The sequence below is a fragment of the Microbulbifer salipaludis genome, from assembly GCF_017303155.1.
GTDB lineage: Bacteria > Pseudomonadota > Gammaproteobacteria > Pseudomonadales > Cellvibrionaceae > Microbulbifer > Microbulbifer salipaludis.
Window position 1 is genome coordinate 695,302 of sequence record NZ_JAEKJR010000001.1, and the last position, 17,595, is coordinate 712,896.

At 58.8% G+C, this 17,595-nt stretch carries 16 protein-coding genes and 1 tRNA gene; 8 read left to right on the forward strand and 9 right to left on the reverse strand.

Annotated features, from left to right (window positions below):
• Nucleotides 1-2: 2 nt before the first annotated feature.
• The 7 genes from JF535_RS02905 to JF535_RS02935 all read left to right on the forward strand — a co-directional run bounded on the left by JF535_RS02905 (nucleotide 3) and on the right by JF535_RS02935 (nucleotide 8,455).
• Nucleotides 3-830 carry an SH3 domain-containing protein gene (locus JF535_RS02905; protein WP_206998881.1) on the forward strand — a complete coding sequence of 276 codons (828 nt, stop codon included), beginning with the start codon at nucleotides 3-5 and terminating at the stop codon, nucleotides 828-830.
• A complete protein-coding gene (locus tag JF535_RS02910) occupies nucleotides 800-1,582 on the forward strand; it encodes an outer membrane beta-barrel domain-containing protein (RefSeq protein WP_242523563.1) in 783 nt (260 codons plus the stop codon). Before JF535_RS02905 ends, JF535_RS02910 begins: the two co-directional genes overlap by 31 nt.
• Before the next feature lie 37 nt (nucleotides 1,583-1,619).
• The gene (locus JF535_RS02915; protein WP_066960394.1) at nucleotides 1,620-2,105 is read left to right on the forward strand and encodes a TlpA family protein disulfide reductase; all 486 of its coding nucleotides are present in this window, start codon (nucleotides 1,620-1,622) and stop codon (nucleotides 2,103-2,105) included.
• Between the two features lie 36 nt (nucleotides 2,106-2,141).
• Nucleotides 2,142-2,339, forward strand: a complete 198-nt coding sequence (locus JF535_RS02920) for a DUF4266 domain-containing protein (protein ID WP_153039129.1) — start codon at nucleotides 2,142-2,144, stop codon at nucleotides 2,337-2,339.
• Nucleotides 2,326-3,486 carry a DUF3570 domain-containing protein gene (locus JF535_RS02925; protein ID WP_340674110.1) on the forward strand — a complete coding sequence of 387 codons (1,161 nt, stop codon included), beginning with the start codon at nucleotides 2,326-2,328 and terminating at the stop codon, nucleotides 3,484-3,486. Before JF535_RS02920 ends, JF535_RS02925 begins: the two co-directional genes overlap by 14 nt.
• Before the next feature lie 47 nt (nucleotides 3,487-3,533).
• Complete coding sequence (locus JF535_RS02930) at nucleotides 3,534-5,081, forward strand: tetratricopeptide repeat protein (protein WP_206998886.1); 1,548 nt, start codon at nucleotides 3,534-3,536, stop codon at nucleotides 5,079-5,081.
• A 182-nt stretch (nucleotides 5,082-5,263) separates the two neighbouring features.
• Nucleotides 5,264-8,455: a S8 family serine peptidase gene (locus JF535_RS02935; RefSeq protein WP_206998888.1), complete on the forward strand. Its 3,192-nt coding sequence runs from the start codon at nucleotides 5,264-5,266 to the stop codon at nucleotides 8,453-8,455.
• Between the two features lie 262 nt (nucleotides 8,456-8,717).
• Here the strand turns inward: JF535_RS02935 and JF535_RS02940 are convergent, their stop codons facing one another.
• The 8 genes from JF535_RS02940 to JF535_RS02975 form a co-directional block, all read right to left on the reverse strand.
• Nucleotides 8,718-9,155, reverse strand: a complete 438-nt coding sequence (locus JF535_RS02940) for a DUF1810 domain-containing protein (protein ID WP_242523564.1) — start codon at nucleotides 9,153-9,155, stop codon at nucleotides 8,718-8,720.
• A gap of 175 nt (nucleotides 9,156-9,330) precedes the next feature.
• Nucleotides 9,331-9,735: a hypothetical protein gene (locus tag JF535_RS02945; protein ID WP_206998891.1), complete on the reverse strand. Its 405-nt coding sequence runs from the start codon at nucleotides 9,733-9,735 to the stop codon at nucleotides 9,331-9,333.
• 127 nt (nucleotides 9,736-9,862) lie between these two features.
• Nucleotides 9,863-10,354 carry a hypothetical protein gene (locus JF535_RS02950; RefSeq protein WP_206998892.1) on the reverse strand — a complete coding sequence of 164 codons (492 nt, stop codon included), beginning with the start codon at nucleotides 10,352-10,354 and terminating at the stop codon, nucleotides 9,863-9,865.
• Nucleotides 10,355-10,813: 459 nt separating this feature from the next.
• Nucleotides 10,814-10,889: transfer RNA gene (locus tag JF535_RS02955), tRNA-Phe, on the reverse strand.
• Nucleotides 10,890-10,999: 110 nt separating this feature from the next.
• Nucleotides 11,000-11,281 (reverse strand): oxidative damage protection protein, encoded by a 282-nt coding sequence (locus JF535_RS02960; protein WP_010133137.1) that lies wholly within the window; start codon nucleotides 11,279-11,281, stop codon nucleotides 11,000-11,002.
• 8 nt (nucleotides 11,282-11,289) lie between these two features.
• Nucleotides 11,290-12,414 carry an A/G-specific adenine glycosylase gene (gene mutY, locus JF535_RS02965; RefSeq protein WP_206998894.1) on the reverse strand — a complete coding sequence of 375 codons (1,125 nt, stop codon included), beginning with the start codon at nucleotides 12,412-12,414 and terminating at the stop codon, nucleotides 11,290-11,292.
• A gap of 57 nt (nucleotides 12,415-12,471) precedes the next feature.
• A complete protein-coding gene (locus JF535_RS02970; protein WP_206998897.1) occupies nucleotides 12,472-13,158 on the reverse strand; it encodes a hypothetical protein in 687 nt (228 codons plus the stop codon).
• Between the two features lie 54 nt (nucleotides 13,159-13,212).
• Entirely contained in the window at nucleotides 13,213-14,295 is a 1,083-nt protein-coding gene (locus JF535_RS02975) for an MBL fold metallo-hydrolase (protein WP_206998899.1), read from the reverse strand.
• Between the two features lie 166 nt (nucleotides 14,296-14,461).
• On the opposite strand from JF535_RS02975, the gene JF535_RS02980 reads away from it, so the two are divergent.
• Nucleotides 14,462-15,634 carry a glutathione S-transferase C-terminal domain-containing protein gene (locus tag JF535_RS02980; RefSeq protein ID WP_206998901.1) on the forward strand — a complete coding sequence of 391 codons (1,173 nt, stop codon included), beginning with the start codon at nucleotides 14,462-14,464 and terminating at the stop codon, nucleotides 15,632-15,634.
• A gap of 137 nt (nucleotides 15,635-15,771) precedes the next feature.
• Here JF535_RS02980 and JF535_RS02985 read toward each other — a convergent pair whose 3' ends face one another.
• On the reverse strand, nucleotides 15,772-17,568 hold the full coding sequence (locus JF535_RS02985; RefSeq protein WP_206998903.1) for an acyl-CoA dehydrogenase C-terminal domain-containing protein: 1,797 nt from the start codon (nucleotides 17,566-17,568) through the stop codon (nucleotides 15,772-15,774).
• Nucleotides 17,569-17,595 lie beyond the last annotated feature (27 nt).

The following is a 17,595-nucleotide window of genomic DNA, read 5'->3' on the forward strand; positions in this document are numbered from 1 at the left end:
TAATGAATTGCCAGCCCGGAAAATATTGGATCAGCCTGGGGGCCGCGCTTGCCGGCCTGCTGATGGCTGCACCTGCGGCGGCCGCACAGCAAGGGTCGGTGGTCGAAAGCTTCTCTGCCAGTCAATTTGGCGAGCACATCCCGGACAATATCCCGAAGGATGCCGAGCAGGTCGTCAACGGGGCCGAGTACCTCAACCTGTATACCGGCCCCGGGCGCGGTTATGTAATCGACCAGGTGGTGGAATACGGCGAGCGCCTGTGGCTTCTGAAACGCCGCACCGACTGGGTCAAAGTCATGACCCGCAGCGGGAAAACCGGCTGGGCGAAGATTTCCGATCTGGACGAAATCTTTGCCGCTGAGGGCGAACAGATCGCCGTACCCACCCCGGGTATCGACGACTACCGCGAGCAGGGCTTCCGCCTCGGCTTCGCCTACGGCGACTTCGAAGGTGCCAACGCGCTCGGGCTTTCCCTTGGCTACCGCTTCACCGGCAATATCTCTGCCGAACTGCGGGCCACCCAAACCATCGGCGCCTACTCCGACAGCCAGACCTACCAGTTGGCCCTGCTGCACAAACCCTTTCCCGAGTGGCGGATTGCACCGTATTTCATGCTCGGCAGCGGCGTAAACATCACCTCGCCCAACGCGACTATTGTCGCCACCGAAGACCGCCAGGACACCACCATGCTGACCGGCATCGGCGTTACCACCTATTTATCCCGCCGCTTTGCGCTGCGCGCGGAAGTTGCCAATCACTACCTGCTCACCTCGCGGGAAAATAATCAGGAGATAGTCGAATGGAAATTCGGATTCGACGTATTCATGTGAAAAATCTACTGCGCGTGCGCCTGGCGGCGTCCGGCGGTGCTCGGAATGCTCATGTATCACATATGCACTCCGCTTCCTGTGCTTCGGCGGCCACCACCAGCCACCCGCTCGCTACGATTTTTAGAAGTATCGCTTGCGCCTTGTCCTTCGCTGGGTTTTCCTCGATCGCAATTGCCCAGGGCGATGCAGTGATTGACGAAATTATCTCGCCCGATCTTGAGCGCCGCGAAATCCGCGAGGCCAATATCGACACGGAAGACTTCGAGTTTACCGCCTATCTGGGCGGCATCATGAATGTGGAAGATTTCGGCAGTAACGCATTGTATGGCGGCAGCCTGGCGTACCACATCAACGAAGACTTCTTTATGGAAGCGGCCTACGGCCAGACCACCCTGGGAGAGTCGAGTTACGAACGCCTCAGTGGTTCCGCACCGCTACTCACCGATGAAGAGCGCGAGCTTTCCATGTACAACCTGTCACTAGCGTGGAATTTTTTGCCCGGTGAAATCTTCATATTTGACAAGTGGGCACTGAACAGCAACCTGTACCTGATCGGTGGTGTGGGTAATACCAGCTTTGCGGACGCAGAGCACTTCACCTACAACGTGGGGGTGGGTGTGCGCATGCTGGCACAAGACTGGCTGGCTGTGCGTCTGGACGTGCGCGACCACATTTTTGAGCATGAGATTTTTGGTGAGCCGATCGTTACCAATAATCTTTCTGCCCAACTGGGTGTTTCTATTTATTTCTGAATAATAAATTTCAACAAGAAAGTACCGGAGAAATTTCATGCGTAAACTGATTGCCGCTCTTTGTGCCAGTGCCGCTTTACTGGCGGGCGCGCCAGCTTCCGCCAAAGTGCCCGCTGAAGACTTCACCCTCGCCTCCCTGAAAGACGGCAACCTCAAGTTGAGCGAACAGCGCGGTGAAGTAATCATGCTCAACTTCTGGGCTTCCTGGTGCGGGCCCTGCCGTGAAGAAATGCCACTGCTGAATGACCTGCACGCCCGTTACGAGCCCGTCGGTTTCCAGGTTTGGGGTGTCAATGTGGATGCCAATCGTGAAGACGCGCAGGCCATGCTGAACAAAATCCCGGTGGAATTCCCGGTGCTGTTCGACGCCCAAAGCCAGGTGAGCAAAATGTTTGGCGTACAGGCCATGCCCAGCTCTGTGTTCATCGACCGCGACGGCAATGTGCGCTATGTGCACAAGGGATACCGCAGTGGCGATGAGGCCGAGTACAAAAAAATCATCAAGGAACTCATCCGGGAATAAATCATGAGCAAACGCGCGCTTCTGTTGCTGCCGGTAATGCTGCTCCTCGGCGGTTGTGAAACCCTGATGCCGGAACCCTGGGTGCAGCCCTACGAGCGGCACTATCTTGCCGACCCGATTATGGGCTTTGAACGGGACCCGGTCGCGGCCGGATATATGAACCATGTGTACGAAGCGCGTGAGGCCGCCCGTGGTGCAGAGGGTGGCTCCGGAGGCGGCTGTGGCTGTAACTGAGTGTAGAAAATGGCTGGGCCTGCTCGCGGCCTCGCTGATTGCCGGCAACGCAGCCGCCGCCGTATTGCCCGAAGAGCGTGCGGATACCATGTACCACGCCTACAGCGGCGGCGGGGTCACCATCGATGGTCCCTCCGTACTGGTGCGCAAGAATATTGGCAACACCGTCTCGCTGTCTGCCAATTACTATGTCGATATGATTTCCGGTGCGTCCATTGACGTACAGGCCACCGCCAGCCCGTATGAAGAGCAGCGGGACGAGTTTTCTCTGGGTGTCGATTATCTGGTGGACAAGACCACCATGAGCCTGAACTACACCAACTCCAGTGAAAGCGATTACCAGGCAGAGACCGTAGGCTTCGGCATCAGTCAGGACTTCTTCGGTGACCTGAGCAACCTGTCCATGCGGGTGAGCTTCGGCAGCGACACGGTGATGCGCAACGATGACAACGACTTCTCGGACTTCGCCGAGCACCGCCGTTACTCCCTTGGCTGGAGCCAGATTCTCACCACCAAACTGATCGCCGAACTCAGCGTCGAAACAGTCTCCGATGAAGGTTTCCTGAATAACCCGTATCGCAGCGTGCGCTACGTCAACCCGGCCACCGAGCTCGGTTTTTCCTATCAGCTGGAACGATACCCGCGCACCCGCAACAGCGACGCGGTGGCCCTGCGGGCCAAATATATGCTGCCCTACCGCGCGGCCATCAAGACCGAGTATCGGCGTTATGCCGATAGCTGGGGGATTGATTCCGACAACCTGGAGCTACGCTACACCCATCCACTGGAGCAGGAAAACCTGATCCTCGAGGGTAAGCTGCGTTTTTACAAACAGAATGGTGCAGACTTCTACAGTGACCTGTTTCCCTACGCCGACGCCAGCACCTTTCTCGCGCGTGACAAGGAGCTGAGCGACTTCGCCAGTACCGCCATCGGCATTGGCGCGTCCTATCAGTTACCGGAGCGCTGGGCGCTGTTTGACCGCAAGAATACATTAAACCTGTACTGGGATTACATCCTGTTCGACTACGACGACTTCCGCGATGTGCGCGTACACAACGGCGACGCCAGCATTCTGCCGGGAGAGGAACCCTCGTACAGCTTCAATGCACACGTCGTGCGCCTGTTCTGGTCTATGTGGTTCTGACGGGGCAGCTCGGGGGAAGGAGACTCTAAAGGGACCAGGGGGCAGTCTTGCGGTACAAAAACGGTAATAAACTGCAAATTGGTGATCTCAAGGTAGATTTCGGTAAGTGGCAGGCGGAGTGTGGTGGCCGTCCGGTTCGACTGACCAACCAGAGTATGCAGGTGTTGCGGGTGCTGGTGGATGCCTGGCCAGACACTGTGACGCAGCAGGCTCTGATTGATGCCATCTGGCCGGGCAAGGTGGTGACCGACCAGAGCGTGAAGCAGGCCGTGAAGCGGTTGCGAGAATCACTCGATCCGTCGTCAGCAATCACTATAAAGTCAGTACGCGGCAGGGGTTACCGCCTGGATTGCGAGCCGGTGGTGGTCAGCCAGGAAACGCGATGGTCGCGCTTGCGCGTAGCTGCCGGTGTGATCGCAGTGGCACTCGCAGTTCTGGGCGCCTGGCAGTTTGCGCAGTGGAAGCCCGCGGGTAGTGGTCATGCCGAATCTTTAACGTCCTCCGCCGAAGCCTATCGCCTGTATCTCAGCGGTATCGATTACTATCAGCGCTACCGGGAGGCGGATGCACGTATCGCCGTTGCGCAGTTCGAGAAGGCAATCGCGCTGGATCCTGAGTTTGCCGGGGCCTGGGCGGCCCTGAGTGATGCTCAGGCGATGTTGGGTGAAGTGGATAGTGCCATTGCATCTGCGCAAACGGCGATTGCCATGGCCCCGGGGGAGGCCAGTGGTCACAAGGCACTGGGGCATGCCTATTCGATGAAAGGATGGTTCCGGCGGGCTATCGAAGTCTATGCGCAAACCCTTGAACTTGATCCGAATAATCTGGCTGCAATTAGTAATACGGCCTTTCATTGGCAGGAGCTAGGCCAGTTTGGCCGAGCGATGCAGTGGAACCTGCGTGCGTTGCGCCTTGATGCCAATAACGCGATTGTTTACCTGCACGTAGCCGAAACGTTCAAGGGGCTCGGAATGTCCGAGCAGGCGCGGGAATGGTATGCGAAGGCGCGTAACCTGCGTCCGGATTACCCCCTGTTATACCATTCGCTCGCCTACTTCCTGCTGCGGAATGGTGATATCGCAGGTGCCAACGAGACGATTACTGCGGCTCTTGAGCTTGCACCTGAGCATCCTGATATCGTGACTGCGGCGGGAGACATCGCACTCTATCGAGGCGACTACGACCAAGCGCTGATGTTTTACCGTCGCGCCGTGCCATTGGAGCCGGCGGATAAACCTGCGCACTATGCATTGCTGAGAACCGGCCAAATTCTCCAGATGCAGGGCCATCAGCAAAGCGCGCAGGAGGCTCTTAAGCAGGCGCGCGACATTGCTGAAAAGCTGATAGCCAAAGGGGATGAGTGGCCAGGCAATTATGTTGATATCGCCACCTGTTATGCCATTGAAAAAGATTATATGTTGGCCCATGGTTGGCTGCTGCGCGCGCAGCAAGCGGGCTGGGTAGACTACCAGCAGGTCTTACAGGATCCAGCCTTTGCCGAGGCCCTTTCGTTACCGGAATACATCCGTTTGCAGCAAGAACTGGAAGATCAGGTTGCGCACATGCGAGCGCGTGTACGCCAGCATATGATGTAGCCCCCTCTTGAAGCGAAACCACTACCACTTCACAAAATTTACTCCTGTCACCAAAAAGTCACCGAATGCTCACCACCGTGTAGCCGCCGGCTGGCGCCCACCATGGTAGAAAAAAAGCGCAGTGAAAAATGCTGCGCGAAAGGCACTGAAAATGCCGCTTTTTTCAACCAACAGGTGAAGAAATGATTAATAACAATAATCCAGGCCGGAAAGCCGGTGCGGGGCTAACACGGGTACTGGCGATTGCCACAATGCTGCCCGTCCTGCTGGCTCCCATGATGACGCTGGCATCCGATGAGCAGGCTGAAGGCGAGCGTTACATCATTAAATTCCACGATGGAGATGACCCTAGGCGTGCGGAGCCGCGTATCGGCCCACCATCGTTCGCCCAAAAACGCGCGCAGTCGGAAAGCGCGGGCCCATTGAAGCGCATCACGAATCGTGGCCAGCTGCGCGCTGCCGGCGTACGGGTAAAGCAAGATCTACCGCACCGAAACGCCATAGCCGCGACACTTTCCGCGCAGGAACTACGTGAGCTCAAAGGCAACCCGAATATCAAGCGGATTGAAGTGGACGAGAAGCGCTACATGCTGTCGCAATCTACCCCGTTTGGTATTGAAATGGTTGAGGCGCATCTGTTGAGTGATGCCGGTGCGACCAACATGACCGCCTGTATTATCGATTCAGGCTTTGAATATGCCCACGAGGATCTGTCAGGCAACAACGTCACCGGTGACAGCGATCCGGGCGGTGCCGGCGACTGGTTTACTGATGAGAATGGTCACGGTACTCATGTAGGCGGAACCATTGCTGCGGTAAATAACGACCGCGGCGTGGTGGGTGTGCTGCCAAATGGCAAAGTGCGCCTGCACATCGTCAAGGTGTTCAATGCCGAGGGTTGGGCCTACTCGTCCTCTCTCATCAATGCCATGGACAACTGTGTTGCCGCCGGCGCCAAAGTGATCAACATGAGCCTCGGTGCCAACACCTATGTGCAGACGGAAGCCGATGCCTTCCAGGCCGCCTTTGACGCAGGAGTATTGCCGATTGCGGCAGCGGGTAACGACGGCAATACCGCTTATTCTTATCCGGCTTCTTACCCGGCGGTGGTCTCTGTTGCGGCGATTGATGCCAACAAGAATCTTGCCAGCTTCTCCCAGCAAAACGATCAAGTGGAACTGGCAGGCCCGGGCGTAGCAGTGCGTTCCACCATGCCGATGGGTACCGGTTATTCCACGTCGCTGTCTGTGGGTGGTACTGGCTACGATGCACTGGCAATGGACGGTTCCGCCAGCGGCGTGGCCAGCGGCAACCTGGTCGACTGTGGTCTGGCCGACGCCGTGTGCACCGGGGTGACGGATGCAATCTGTCTGATTCAGCGCGGCGGCGCGACCTTTGCCGACAAGGTGCAGAATTGTGAGGCCGGTGGCGCCGTGGGTGCCATCATCTACAACAATGAGCCGGGCCCACTGGCGGGCACCATCAGCGGTACGCCTACGCAGATTATCTCGGTTGGCGTCTCGGATACGGCGGGTACAGGGCTGCTGCAACAGCTGGGTGAAACCGCACAGCTGTCGATTGGCCAGAGTAATTATGGCGAGCTAAGCGGCACGTCCATGGCGACCCCGCATGTGGTGGGTGTCGCTGCACTGGTATGGAGTCACCACACTGCCTGTGGTGCCGATGTCATACGCTCCGCACTCGCCGCCACGGCGGAAGATCTTGGTGCTGCCGGGCGCGACAATGGCTTTGGTTACGGCCTGGTCAAAGCTCAGGCTGCCGTGGATGCCATCAACGCCGACTGTAGCCTCAACGTCGAACCGCCACCTCCGCCCGGTGATGATGCCTATGTACTCGACAATGGCACGCCGCTGAGCGATCTCGTCAGCACCACTTACGGTGAGGAGCGCCACTACAAAATTGAAGTGCCGGCAGGTGCCAGCAACCTACGCATCCTGACCACCGGTGGCTCTGGTGATGTGGACCTCTATGTGAAGGTCGGCGCCAAGGCCAGCTTCGATGTGTGGGATTACCGGCCCTACCGCAATGGCAATGAAGAGGTGGTGGAAGTCGCCGCGCCTGCAGCAGACACCTGGTACATCATGCTGCGCACCTACGCGGCTTACGATGGTGTAACACTGGCGGCAAGCTTCGATGGCAATGGCGGCCCGCCCGCGAACATCGCGCCAACCGCCGACTTTGGCCAGAGTGTTAACGCCCTTTCGGTCAGTTTTGTCGACCAGAGTCAGGACGTGGATGGCACCATCACCAGCTGGCAGTGGGACTTTGGCGACGGCGCTTCCAGCACCGTGCAGAATCCAGCGCATACTTATGCGACCGCCGGCGATTACACCGTCACCTTGATGGTCAGCGATGATGCTGGCGCTACCGACAGCGCCACGCAGACGGTCACGGTAACCGATGCGCCACCGCCCCCTAACCAGGCTCCGAATGCCACCTTTGACTTCCTGGTGACTGGACTGAGCGCAAGCTTTAGCGATGAAAGTTCCGACAGCGATGGCAATGTTATTGGCTGGCAGTGGCAGTTTGGTGACGGTGCAACATCCGCCGCGCAAAACCCGACCCATACCTACAGTGCTGCGGGTAGCTACAGTGTCACACTGACCGTGACCGACAACGACGGCGCGAGCAGTGGTGTCACCCAGTCGGTTACCGTAGAGGCGTCCCAGCCACCGGTTGGCAACACCCTTGAGAACGGGGTGGCCGTCGGCGGCATGAGTGGCGCAGCCGGAGAAGGCTTCCGCTTTACCTTCGATGTGCCCGCGAATGCGACCAACGTTACCTTCGAAACATTCGGTGGTACTGGAGACGTAGACCTGTACGTGAAGTTCGGATCAGCGCCGGGTAAATACGATTACGACGCCAAGTCCGTATTGTGGGGCAGTGAAGAAACCATCAGCGAAGACAGTCTTCAGGCAGGCCAGTGGCATGTGTGGGTTTTGGGCTACTACGCCTTTGCCGATGCGAGCGTGGTGGCTACCCACAATGGTGTGAGCGGCGGTGAGAACCCGGCCTATTACATCAACGGTGCCGATATGAATATTCCCGATGGTGACCCAGCGGGCATCGCCAGCACGATCAGCGTTGATCGTGAAGGCCCAACCGGCCTGGTGTCAGTATCGGTGGATATCAAACATCCCTACCGGGGCGATATCGAACTGCGCCTGATTTCACCTTCTGGCAGTATCCATGTGCTGAAGGAAACCGGCTTCGACGGCGTCGATAACATCCTGGAAACGTATCAGGTGAATGTCGGCAATGTGGACTCTGCCGGCGACTGGCAGTTGCAGATTATTGATCTGTTTTCTGGTGACCAGGGATATCTTGATTCCTGGTCGCTGGAATTCTACTGATCGGTTGTGGTTAACCGCGGTAGCGTGACACGCAAGGCGGTCACGAGTGCTTCATGAAGCTGAGCTACCCGGCAATGGCCGGGTAGCAAACAGCAGTGATAACGAAGAGGCGACCGTTGCCGACTGAGTGTCTTGGCATTGACTGCTGGTTCGCAGTCAATGCCACACACAATTGATAAACCCGAAGCCTGCATTCCGGAACAACCGCGGTGCAGGCTTTTCTTTTACACAATAGGTAAAAATCGATGCCCATCCTTGTGGGCTAGCCGCCGCCCAGTAACTCCAGCGTTGCCGTATCTAACTCCCCAGCGTAATAACGCTGCAGCACCTGCATAAATTCACTCTTCTGTCCCGCCACTACCGTAAACAAGGTCATGCTGGATTTCAGTTTCATGTCGTCCGGGCTGCCGAATATTTGGTGGGCGCTACGGCCTTCTACTGCCAGGAGTGCAGCGCAACATTCGTGCAGGCGGGCGCCGAGAATCGGATGGGCCAAATAAGCCTCCGCCTCTTCATCGCTTTTGATGGCATAGTGGCGTGCAGTGGCGCTGCGACCGAGACCGTCGATTTGGGGGAAGATGAACCACATCCAGTGGCTGCGTTTGTTACCGGCGCAAATTTCGGCGAGGGCTTCGTGGTAGCAGGATGCCTGAGCGTCGAGGAAGCGTTGTAGGTTATGTGGGTCGTCCATGGTGTGCATAGAGCTTCCTGCGACTTCTTTAGTAACGGTGGGTTGCTTTGAGTGGGGCCGTAGCGCGCCTGCTTTGGGAGCAGGATGCCGGGGGTTCGGGTCCCTCTGTCCTGAACAAAAAAGCCCCGGCCTCTCCATGCAGGTGCCCGGGCTTTTGTGTTGCGCCATTAAATTCGGGAAAGGTCTACTTCCAGAACTGCCACCATTTCTTGCTGTGCTCTTCACGGGCAGCCTGGCCCTGTTCGGAACCTTTGCCCAGTTCCTTCCGTTCCTGTTCGGCTTTTTTGGCCTTCTGTTCCTCAAGGCCTTTGCGCTTGTCCTCGGCCTTTGCGGATTCCTCCTCGATATCCTGCCCCGCCTTAGCTTTCGCTGCCTCTTTGGCTGCGCGCTTCTCTTCGGCTTTCAGTCGCTTTTCCTCCGACTTGCCGCCCTTGTTTTCGGCCTTGTCGGACTTGTGTTTCATGTGGGCCTGGGCTTCCGCCGGTGCCTTGGCTTGCACTACTTCTTCGCCGGTGATTTCTGGCTTGTCAGCCAGTGCGGGCGAAGCGAACGCGAAGCTTGCGAAGGCTGCAATAAGGGTCTTTTTCATGGTCACTCCGGTACCTGTTGTGATTTGGGTGCGTACATACTGACTTGTGCGTATGAATTTATGCTGAACAGACGATTTGATAACTTGATCTAGTTATCATCATGTGGAGTTAAAAGGCAAGTGATATCTAATGGGGCGTAATTTCGAGGATGTTGTAAAGTTGGCGTCCTCTTCGCTTAGCAAAAATCGGCCCTTTTACAGGTGCCAAAAATCTCCGGGCATTTTTCCAGATTTTTTCCAAAATTGTTTTCTCTGGATCCTCAGGGGGAAGGCTATCGATGAATGCCTTTTGCTCTCGTAATCTGCGTTTATTCTCATCGCTTAATAGATTGTAGGGCGTATCATAACCTTCATAGCGATCAGGATGTCGAATATAGATCAGATGGTACTTGGGCGTGTAATCAAGAGGCATTAATACAAAACTTCCGCCGCCGAATATAAAGAATCTGCCGCGCACCGATTTGAACGCCTCTGAGTTGAACTGGTCCAGTCTCCGCAAACCCTTTAGATCATGTGTTGCAAGCGAATTGTATTTTCCGGGCAACTTGCCAGAGGGGGTTGCCTCGCCGGTATTTGGGTTTGCGTGCCAGGACTGAAGGTGAAAATCAAATTGAAGCATTCGTCGGATTTCTGATTTTGCTAGCGTTTTTCCAGCCGGATGATCAGTTGATGCCGGGCTATTCGGTAGCGAGAGGCATAGTAGATTTGACGGTCTATTGAAGGCTGGTTGTAGAGATATATCCTTGCCTCCTCTTCGCGAGTTACTTGTTGGAACGGCTTTCCTGTCTGGGTCAGAAGGGGATAGCAGAGTAACAGTAGAACTTGAGTGGACTCGTTCATGAGTGCACTTTGGAGTTGGTGGCTTAAGTGCAGGATAGTCGAGGCGGAGTGATTTGAGGCTTTGGTCGGGGCGGAAGAATCGCAATAGCCTAGGGGCTATTGCGCCCCTGCGGGCTTCGCGCTGGGGCGCTCGTTGCAAATCGCTGGCGCGATTTGTCGAACCGCGGTGGTTCTCATCCGGCCTCCGGGCAACGGATACAAAAAAAGCCCCATCCTTGCGGATGGGGCTTTTTTTGTATGGTGCCCAGAGGCGGAATCGAACCACCGACACGGGGATTTTCAATCCCCTGCTCTACCGACTGAGCTATCTGGGCTTCGCTTGATTCGGGTTGTCCCCGGCAGCGAGGCGCGTATTAAACCTGCTCTTCCGGGGGGAGTCAACCCCTTGATTGATAAATAGTTTTTTCGGTTTGTAAGCGGTTGCTTACTTGTCGCCGTCTTGCTCGGGAACGAAGCCTTCGGCGTCGTCGTAGTCTTCACCGGCGAAGAATTTGCCCATCTGTTCTGCCAGGTAGGCGCGGGAGGACGGTTCCATCATGTTGAGGCGCTTTTCGTTGATCAGCATGGTCTGGTGGGCCATCCACTCACCCCAGGCTTTCTTGGAGACGTTGTCGTAGATGTCCTGCCCCTTGGGGCCCGGGAAGGGCGGGTTGGGGAGGCCTTCGAGTTCTTCCTGGTATTTGCGGCAGAAGACGGTGCGAGACATGGTTTCTCCTAACAGGGTGCCAATAGTGGGGCGCGCATGGCCGTTAATTGTTTGACCAGCTTGGCGATGGGCGCCGGCAGGCCCAGATCCTGTCCGGATCGGGGGCGGTCGAGCTGGCGCAGTTTATACCAGCCACTGGCTGCTTCCGCCACCTGCCCGGGCTTATTGGGCAGGCGGATCCACACCGGATGGATGTCCAGGTGGAAATGGCTGAAGGTGTGGCGCATGGGCGGCAGGGCCTGGATCTCGCTGGCGTCCGGGTCCTTTGCCGCCAGCCATTCCTGCGCGCTGGCCTCTCCTCCATCGTCCCCTTCCAGTTGCGGGGGACTCCACAGGCCACCCCAGATGCCGCTGGCGGGGCGCTGCTCGAGGTACAGCTCGCCGTCGTGTTCGATCAGCAACAGGGTAGTCTGGCGCTCGGGCTTTTCCTTTTTCGGCTTTTTGCCGGGGTAGTCCGTGGGGTTGCCCTGGGCGCGGGCGATGCAGTGCTGCTCGAAGGGGCAGCGCTCGCAGGCGGGTTTGGCACGGGTGCACAGGGTGGCGCCCAGGTCCATCATTGCCTGGGTGTAGTCGCCGGTGCGCTTGGCCGGGGTGTACTTCTCGGCGATCTCCCACAGGGTGTTGGCCACGGCGGTCTGCCCCGGCCAACCGTCGACGGCGTGGATGCGGGCGAGTACCCGTTTGACGTTGCCGTCCAGAATCGCGGCCCTGAGGTCCATGCTGATACTGGCGATGGCGCCCGCGGTAGAGCGGCCGATGCCGGGCAGTTCGGTGAGGGCATCCACGCTGCGAGGGAATTCGCCATTGTGTTCATTGACCACGGTCTGCGCGCATTTGTGCAGGTTGCGCGCGCGGGCGTAGTAACCGAGGCCGCTCCAGTGGGCCAGCACCTGGTCCTGGCTGGCACTGGCAAGTGCCTCAACCGTGGGAAAAGATTCCATAAACCGCTGGTAATAGGGAATTACCGCCGCTACCTGGGTCTGCTGCAGCATGATTTCCGAGACCCACACCCGGTAGGGGTTGATGTCCTGCTGCCACGGCAGGTCGTGGCGGCCGTGCTGGTCGAACCATTTGAGCAGGGCCTGCTGAAAGCGACCGGGGGTCTTGGGCTTGGGCTTGGAATCGGCGGGCATGGAATCGACAAATAGGAACCTCGGGTGCAGCGAGTGTACCAGAGGTCCTAAACAACGTTAGAAGAGTTCGATCCGTTTGCCGCGTGGTTTGGGTTGCTTGTGTTCGTCCGGCAGGGTGCACAGGCGGTCCATGCGGGTGGTGCTGCCGTCGGCGTATTCCCACACCAGCTGTTCGCCGTCCATGTAACGTTTGACCACGATCGGGCCCCAGCCAAACACGCGGAACTCCAGTACGCCGTTATTCCAGGTGGTGCCGGCGGAGCTGCGGGCGCAGTATTCGCGCTCGCCGGCGGTGAACAGCACCGAGCCCTCGGTATCGTTGGAGGTGAGGCCGCCGGTGCTGTTGGGGCCCAAGTCGTGAATGATACCGGCAGAAGTGATTACCACCCGTTCGCCGCACTGCTCGACGCGCTCCACATGGCCCTTGTAGCCGCCTTCCACCCCGATCCACAGGCCGCGCAGGTCGGCTGCGCCTTCAGACAGTGGCTCGGTGCACTCGGCCAGGATCGGCAGCGGGAAGTGTTCGTAGGCGCAGCCGGGGGTGTTGCCCTTGGGGATGTCGGCGGCCATCTTGCCGCTGCCATCCAGTTCCGGCAGCGCGCAGTAATTGAGGGTACTGCCATCGCCGGCGAGGGTGGCGGGGTCGATGGTCAGTGGTGGGCGGGCAGAGAAAAAAGCCAGCCAAAAAGCCCAGGCGAAAAACGCCACCAGGGCCAGTGCGGTGCGGGTGAGCCATTTTTTCATGAGGGTTTCCTGTACTGCGGTTTATTGTTTGCAGCGGGCATCGGCGCGCAGGGTTCAAAGGCCTTCGGAGACCAGGCGGATTTCGTCGCTGCCGGCGGGCAGGGAGAACAAGGTGCCGTCGCGGGTAACGGTCACCGGGCCGGAATAGATCTCGTCGAGGCCGTCCACAAATACCGCCTCCATAGCCGGTATGCGCAGTGGCGGTACCAGGTGGTATAGGGCCAGGTGGCCAACGCCGGCGCGCTGGGCGCTCTCGGCGGCCTCGCGCGGGTCGGTATGATAGTCCTGGATGTCATACATCACCTTGGCGGCGATGGCGTTACCGGTTTGCTTGCCCACCTTCTCGATGATGCCTACCAGTTTGCGTGACAGCGCTTCGTGCAGCAGCAGGTCCGCACCCTTGGCGAAGTGCTCCAGGTTGGGCGATTGCACGGTATCGCCGCTGATCACCACGCTGCGGCCGGCGTAGTCGAAGCGGTAGCCCACGGCCGGCTCCACCGGCGCGTGCTCGACGCGGAAGGCGGTGACGCGCAGACCGTCGCGGTCCCACACAATTTCACCCACGCCATCTGCCGGTACCGCAAACGGTTGCGCCAGCATGCCCTTGCCGGACAGGGGTGCCACGGTATCGCCGTGGTGGTCGTTGCGGTACTGCACGTCGTGTGAATACGCCAGGTTAAAACCCTGTACCACCGGCTCGACGCCTTCTGGGGCAATCACCGGCAGGGGGCTGGTGTTGGCGCCGCTGGCCCAGCGCAGGGTGGCCACTTCGCCGAGGCCATCGATATGGTCGGAATGGAAGTGGGTCAGCAGCACCGCGTCGATTTCGCCAATGGGCAGGCGCATCATGCCGATGGTCTTGGCGCCGCCGCTGCCGGCATCCACCATCAGCAGGTTGTCGCCGGCCATCACCAGCAGGCAGGGACCGGAACGCTGCGGGTCAGCCATGGGGCTGCCGGCGCCGCACACGGCAACGTGCAGGCCATCACCGAGTTCCGCGACGGTGTCGGCGGCCATCATTCGAGGCATGGCGCGCTCCATCAGGACCGGCGCAATTTGTGCGCGCTGGCTGAATAAAATCAAAGCGGCGACGGCAATTGCCCCGAGAGTGAGGCTTACATTTTTGTTCACATTCACAGCGTGACTCCTGTGTGTATCGGGCAGTGGTGCGAAACACGCAGTCCGATCTCTTTACCTTGTGTCATACTTTATGCCATTATTTGCCGCGAAGTAAAGATACGAATAAAAACCTGCGTGGGGTCCGCTTGCGGGCACACGTATTATTGCCAGACCGGAGTTTTCGATGACCTCAGCCTATACGATGTATGGAATCCCCGCTTCGCTGTATACCGCCAAGGTACGCTGCTATATGCGCAAGCAGGGTATCGGGTTTACCGAATGCGGGGTGAACCACCCGCATTTCCAGCAGGCGATCGTGCCGCAGCTCGGCCGTTTTATCATGCCGGTGGTGGAGAGTGCCGCGGGTGAGGTGATCCAGGACGGTACCGACATCATCGATTACTTCGAACAGCAAGGCCTGTACCGCCAGTCGGCCTACCCCGATACGCCGCTGCAACGTACGGTGGCGCACCTGTTCGAGCTGTTTGGCGGTGAGGGCCTGCTGCGTCCGGCGATGCACTACCGCTGGCACTTCGACGAGGAAAACCTGGCCTTTCTGAAAGATGAGTTCTGTGCGGGCCTGGTACCGCCCGGCACGGATGAGGATGGGCGCACGCAAATATTCGAGTTTGCCAGCGGGCGCATGCGCAAGGCCGCGGTCGGCTTCGGCGCGCCGGTCGAGGCGCGCGCACTGATCGAACAGTCTTACGCCGAATTCCTGGCGCTGTTCTCCGAGCACCTCGCCGCTGCGCCCTACCTGCTCGGTGGCCGCCCAACCCTCGGCGACTACGGTCTCACCGGCCCCCTCTACGGGCATATGGCGCGCGACCCCAAGCCGGCCGCGCTGATGCGCGAGACCGCGCCGCGGGTGGCGCGCTGGGTGGAGCGTATGCATGCGCCGGAACAGGTGGTCGTGGAGTACGCGGAAGAATACGCGGGCGAAAACGCTCCGCTGTTCGCCGATGATGCCATTCCCGATACCCTGAAGGCGCTGATGCGCTATGTGGCTGAGGAATACCTCCCGGAGCTGGAGGCGCATGTGGCCTTTGCCAATCAATGGTTGCGCGAGCGCCCGGACCTGCAGGACGGTACCAACGGTTGCGAAAACCCCGCCACACGTATGATCGGCAAGGCAGAGTTCCAGTGGCGCGGCATGCCATTGTGCACCTGGGTGATGCCGTACCGTTTCTACCTGCTGCAGCGCATCCAGGACAGCTACGACGCGGCAGCGGCCGCCGAACAGGAAGCCATCGCGGCGCTGTTTGCCGAGACCGGACTGGCAGCGCTGCTGACCCTGCGTACCGACCGCCGTGTGGAACGCAAGGCGCACCTTGAAGTGTGGGGGCCGCTGCGCTGATCGGTGCGGGTTCGACGAATCCCGCAAAAATAATCAGGCCGCATTCAGCGGCCTTTTTTATGCGCCAAAAAAAGGCCCCACAAAGTGGGGCCAAGCATCGGCGCCAGGCGATCTCGGAGGCCGCCATGCACGAGGATTTAAAAGGCAAAGTGCTCTGCTGCCATCGCCATCATGCTTTCTCCACCATTCTGGATACAGGCACTGTGACTCTTGGCGCGGGGCAGAACCCGGTCAAAATAAAACGCACCGGTTTGTAATTTGGCGGTGTAGAAATTTGCATCGCCACTGCCTTCGGCGAGTTTCTGCTGTGCGGTGGCCATCATGCGCAGCCAGTAGTAAGCGAGCACCACGTAGCCGGCGAACATCAGGTAATCCACCGAGGCCGCACCAATTTCTTCCGGGTTGCTCATGGCGCGTTTGCCGATTGTTGCGGTCAGCGATTGCAGTTCTTCCAGGTACTGGCCGATCACTGCTGCGTGTGCAGCCAGTTGTTCGTCAGTGCTGCAGTCGCCGAGGAAGCTGCCCATTTCCAGCATAAAGCCTTTCAGCAGTTCGCCCTGGCTGCCCAGTACCTTGCGGCCCAGCAGGTCGAGTGCCTGAATGCCGGTGGTGCCTTCGTACAGGCAGGAAATCTTGGTGTCGCGCATCAGCTGTTCCATGCCCCATTCGGAAATAAATCCGTGGCCGCCGTACACCTGCACACCGTGGCTGGTGGACTCCATGCCGGTCTCGGTGAGGAAGGCCTTGGCAATAGGGGTGAGCAGGGCCAGCTTGGCTTCCGCGCGCGCACGCTCGTCCGCGTCGGTACTTTTGTGGGTGATGTCGATCAGCAACGACAGGTCGGCGCTCATGGCGCGGCCGCCCTCGGCAAACGCCTTCTGGGTCAGCAGCATGCGGCGTACGTCCGGGTGCACGATGATCGGGTCGGCCGCCCCGTCCGGGTTCTTGGTGCCGGACAGCGCGCGCATCTGCAGGCGCTCGCGGGCGTAGGCCAGTGAGCCCTGGAAGGCGGCTTCCGAAGCGGCCACGCCCTCGAGTGCTACGCCCAGGCGCGCAGAGTTCATAAAGGTGAACATGCAATTGAGGCCGCGGTTGACCTCGCCAATGAGGTAGCCGCGGGCATCGTCAAAATTGAGTACGCAGGTGGCGCTGCCCTTGATGCCCATCTTGTGTTCGATGGAGGCGCAGTGCACGCCATTGCGCTCCTCGAGCTCGCCCTTTTCACTCACGTTGACCTTGGGCACGATAAACAGCGAAATGCCCTTGGTACCCGCCGGGGAGCCGGGGATGCGCGCCAGCACGATGTGCACAATGTTTTCTGCCAGGTCGTGGTCACCGGCACTGATAAAAATCTTGCTGCCGTTGAGGCGGTAGCTGCCATCATCGTTGGCTTCGGCCCTGGTGCGCAGCAGGCCCAGGTCAGTGCCGCAGTGGGGCTCGGTCAGGCACATGGTGCCGGTCCAGCGCCCTTCGACCAGCGCCGGCAGGAAACGGGCTTTCTGCGCGTCGGTGCCGTGCGCCTCCAGCGTTGCCATGGCGCCATGGCTGAGGCCCGGGTACATACTCCAGCTGTGGTTGGCTGCGGATATCATTTCGCTGATCGGCTGCTGCAGCGAATGCGGCAGGCCTTGGCCACCAAACGCCTCGCTCTGTGCCAGGGTTGGCCAGCCCGCTTCCATATACTGCTCGTAGGCTTCCTTGAAGCCGTCGGGCGTGGTCACTTCACCGTCGTTCCACTGGCAGCCCTGTTCGTCGCCGATGCGGTTCAGGGGTGCGACAACGTCCTCGACAAACTTGGCCGCTTCTTCGTAAATGGCATTCATGGTGTCCGTATCGACATCCTCGAAACCGAGCTTGCGATAGTGGGCCTCGCAGTCGAACACTTCCTGGAGTACAAACTGCATATCGCGCAGCGGGGCTTTATATTCGGGCATGACAATAACTCTCTAAAACTTTGTGTG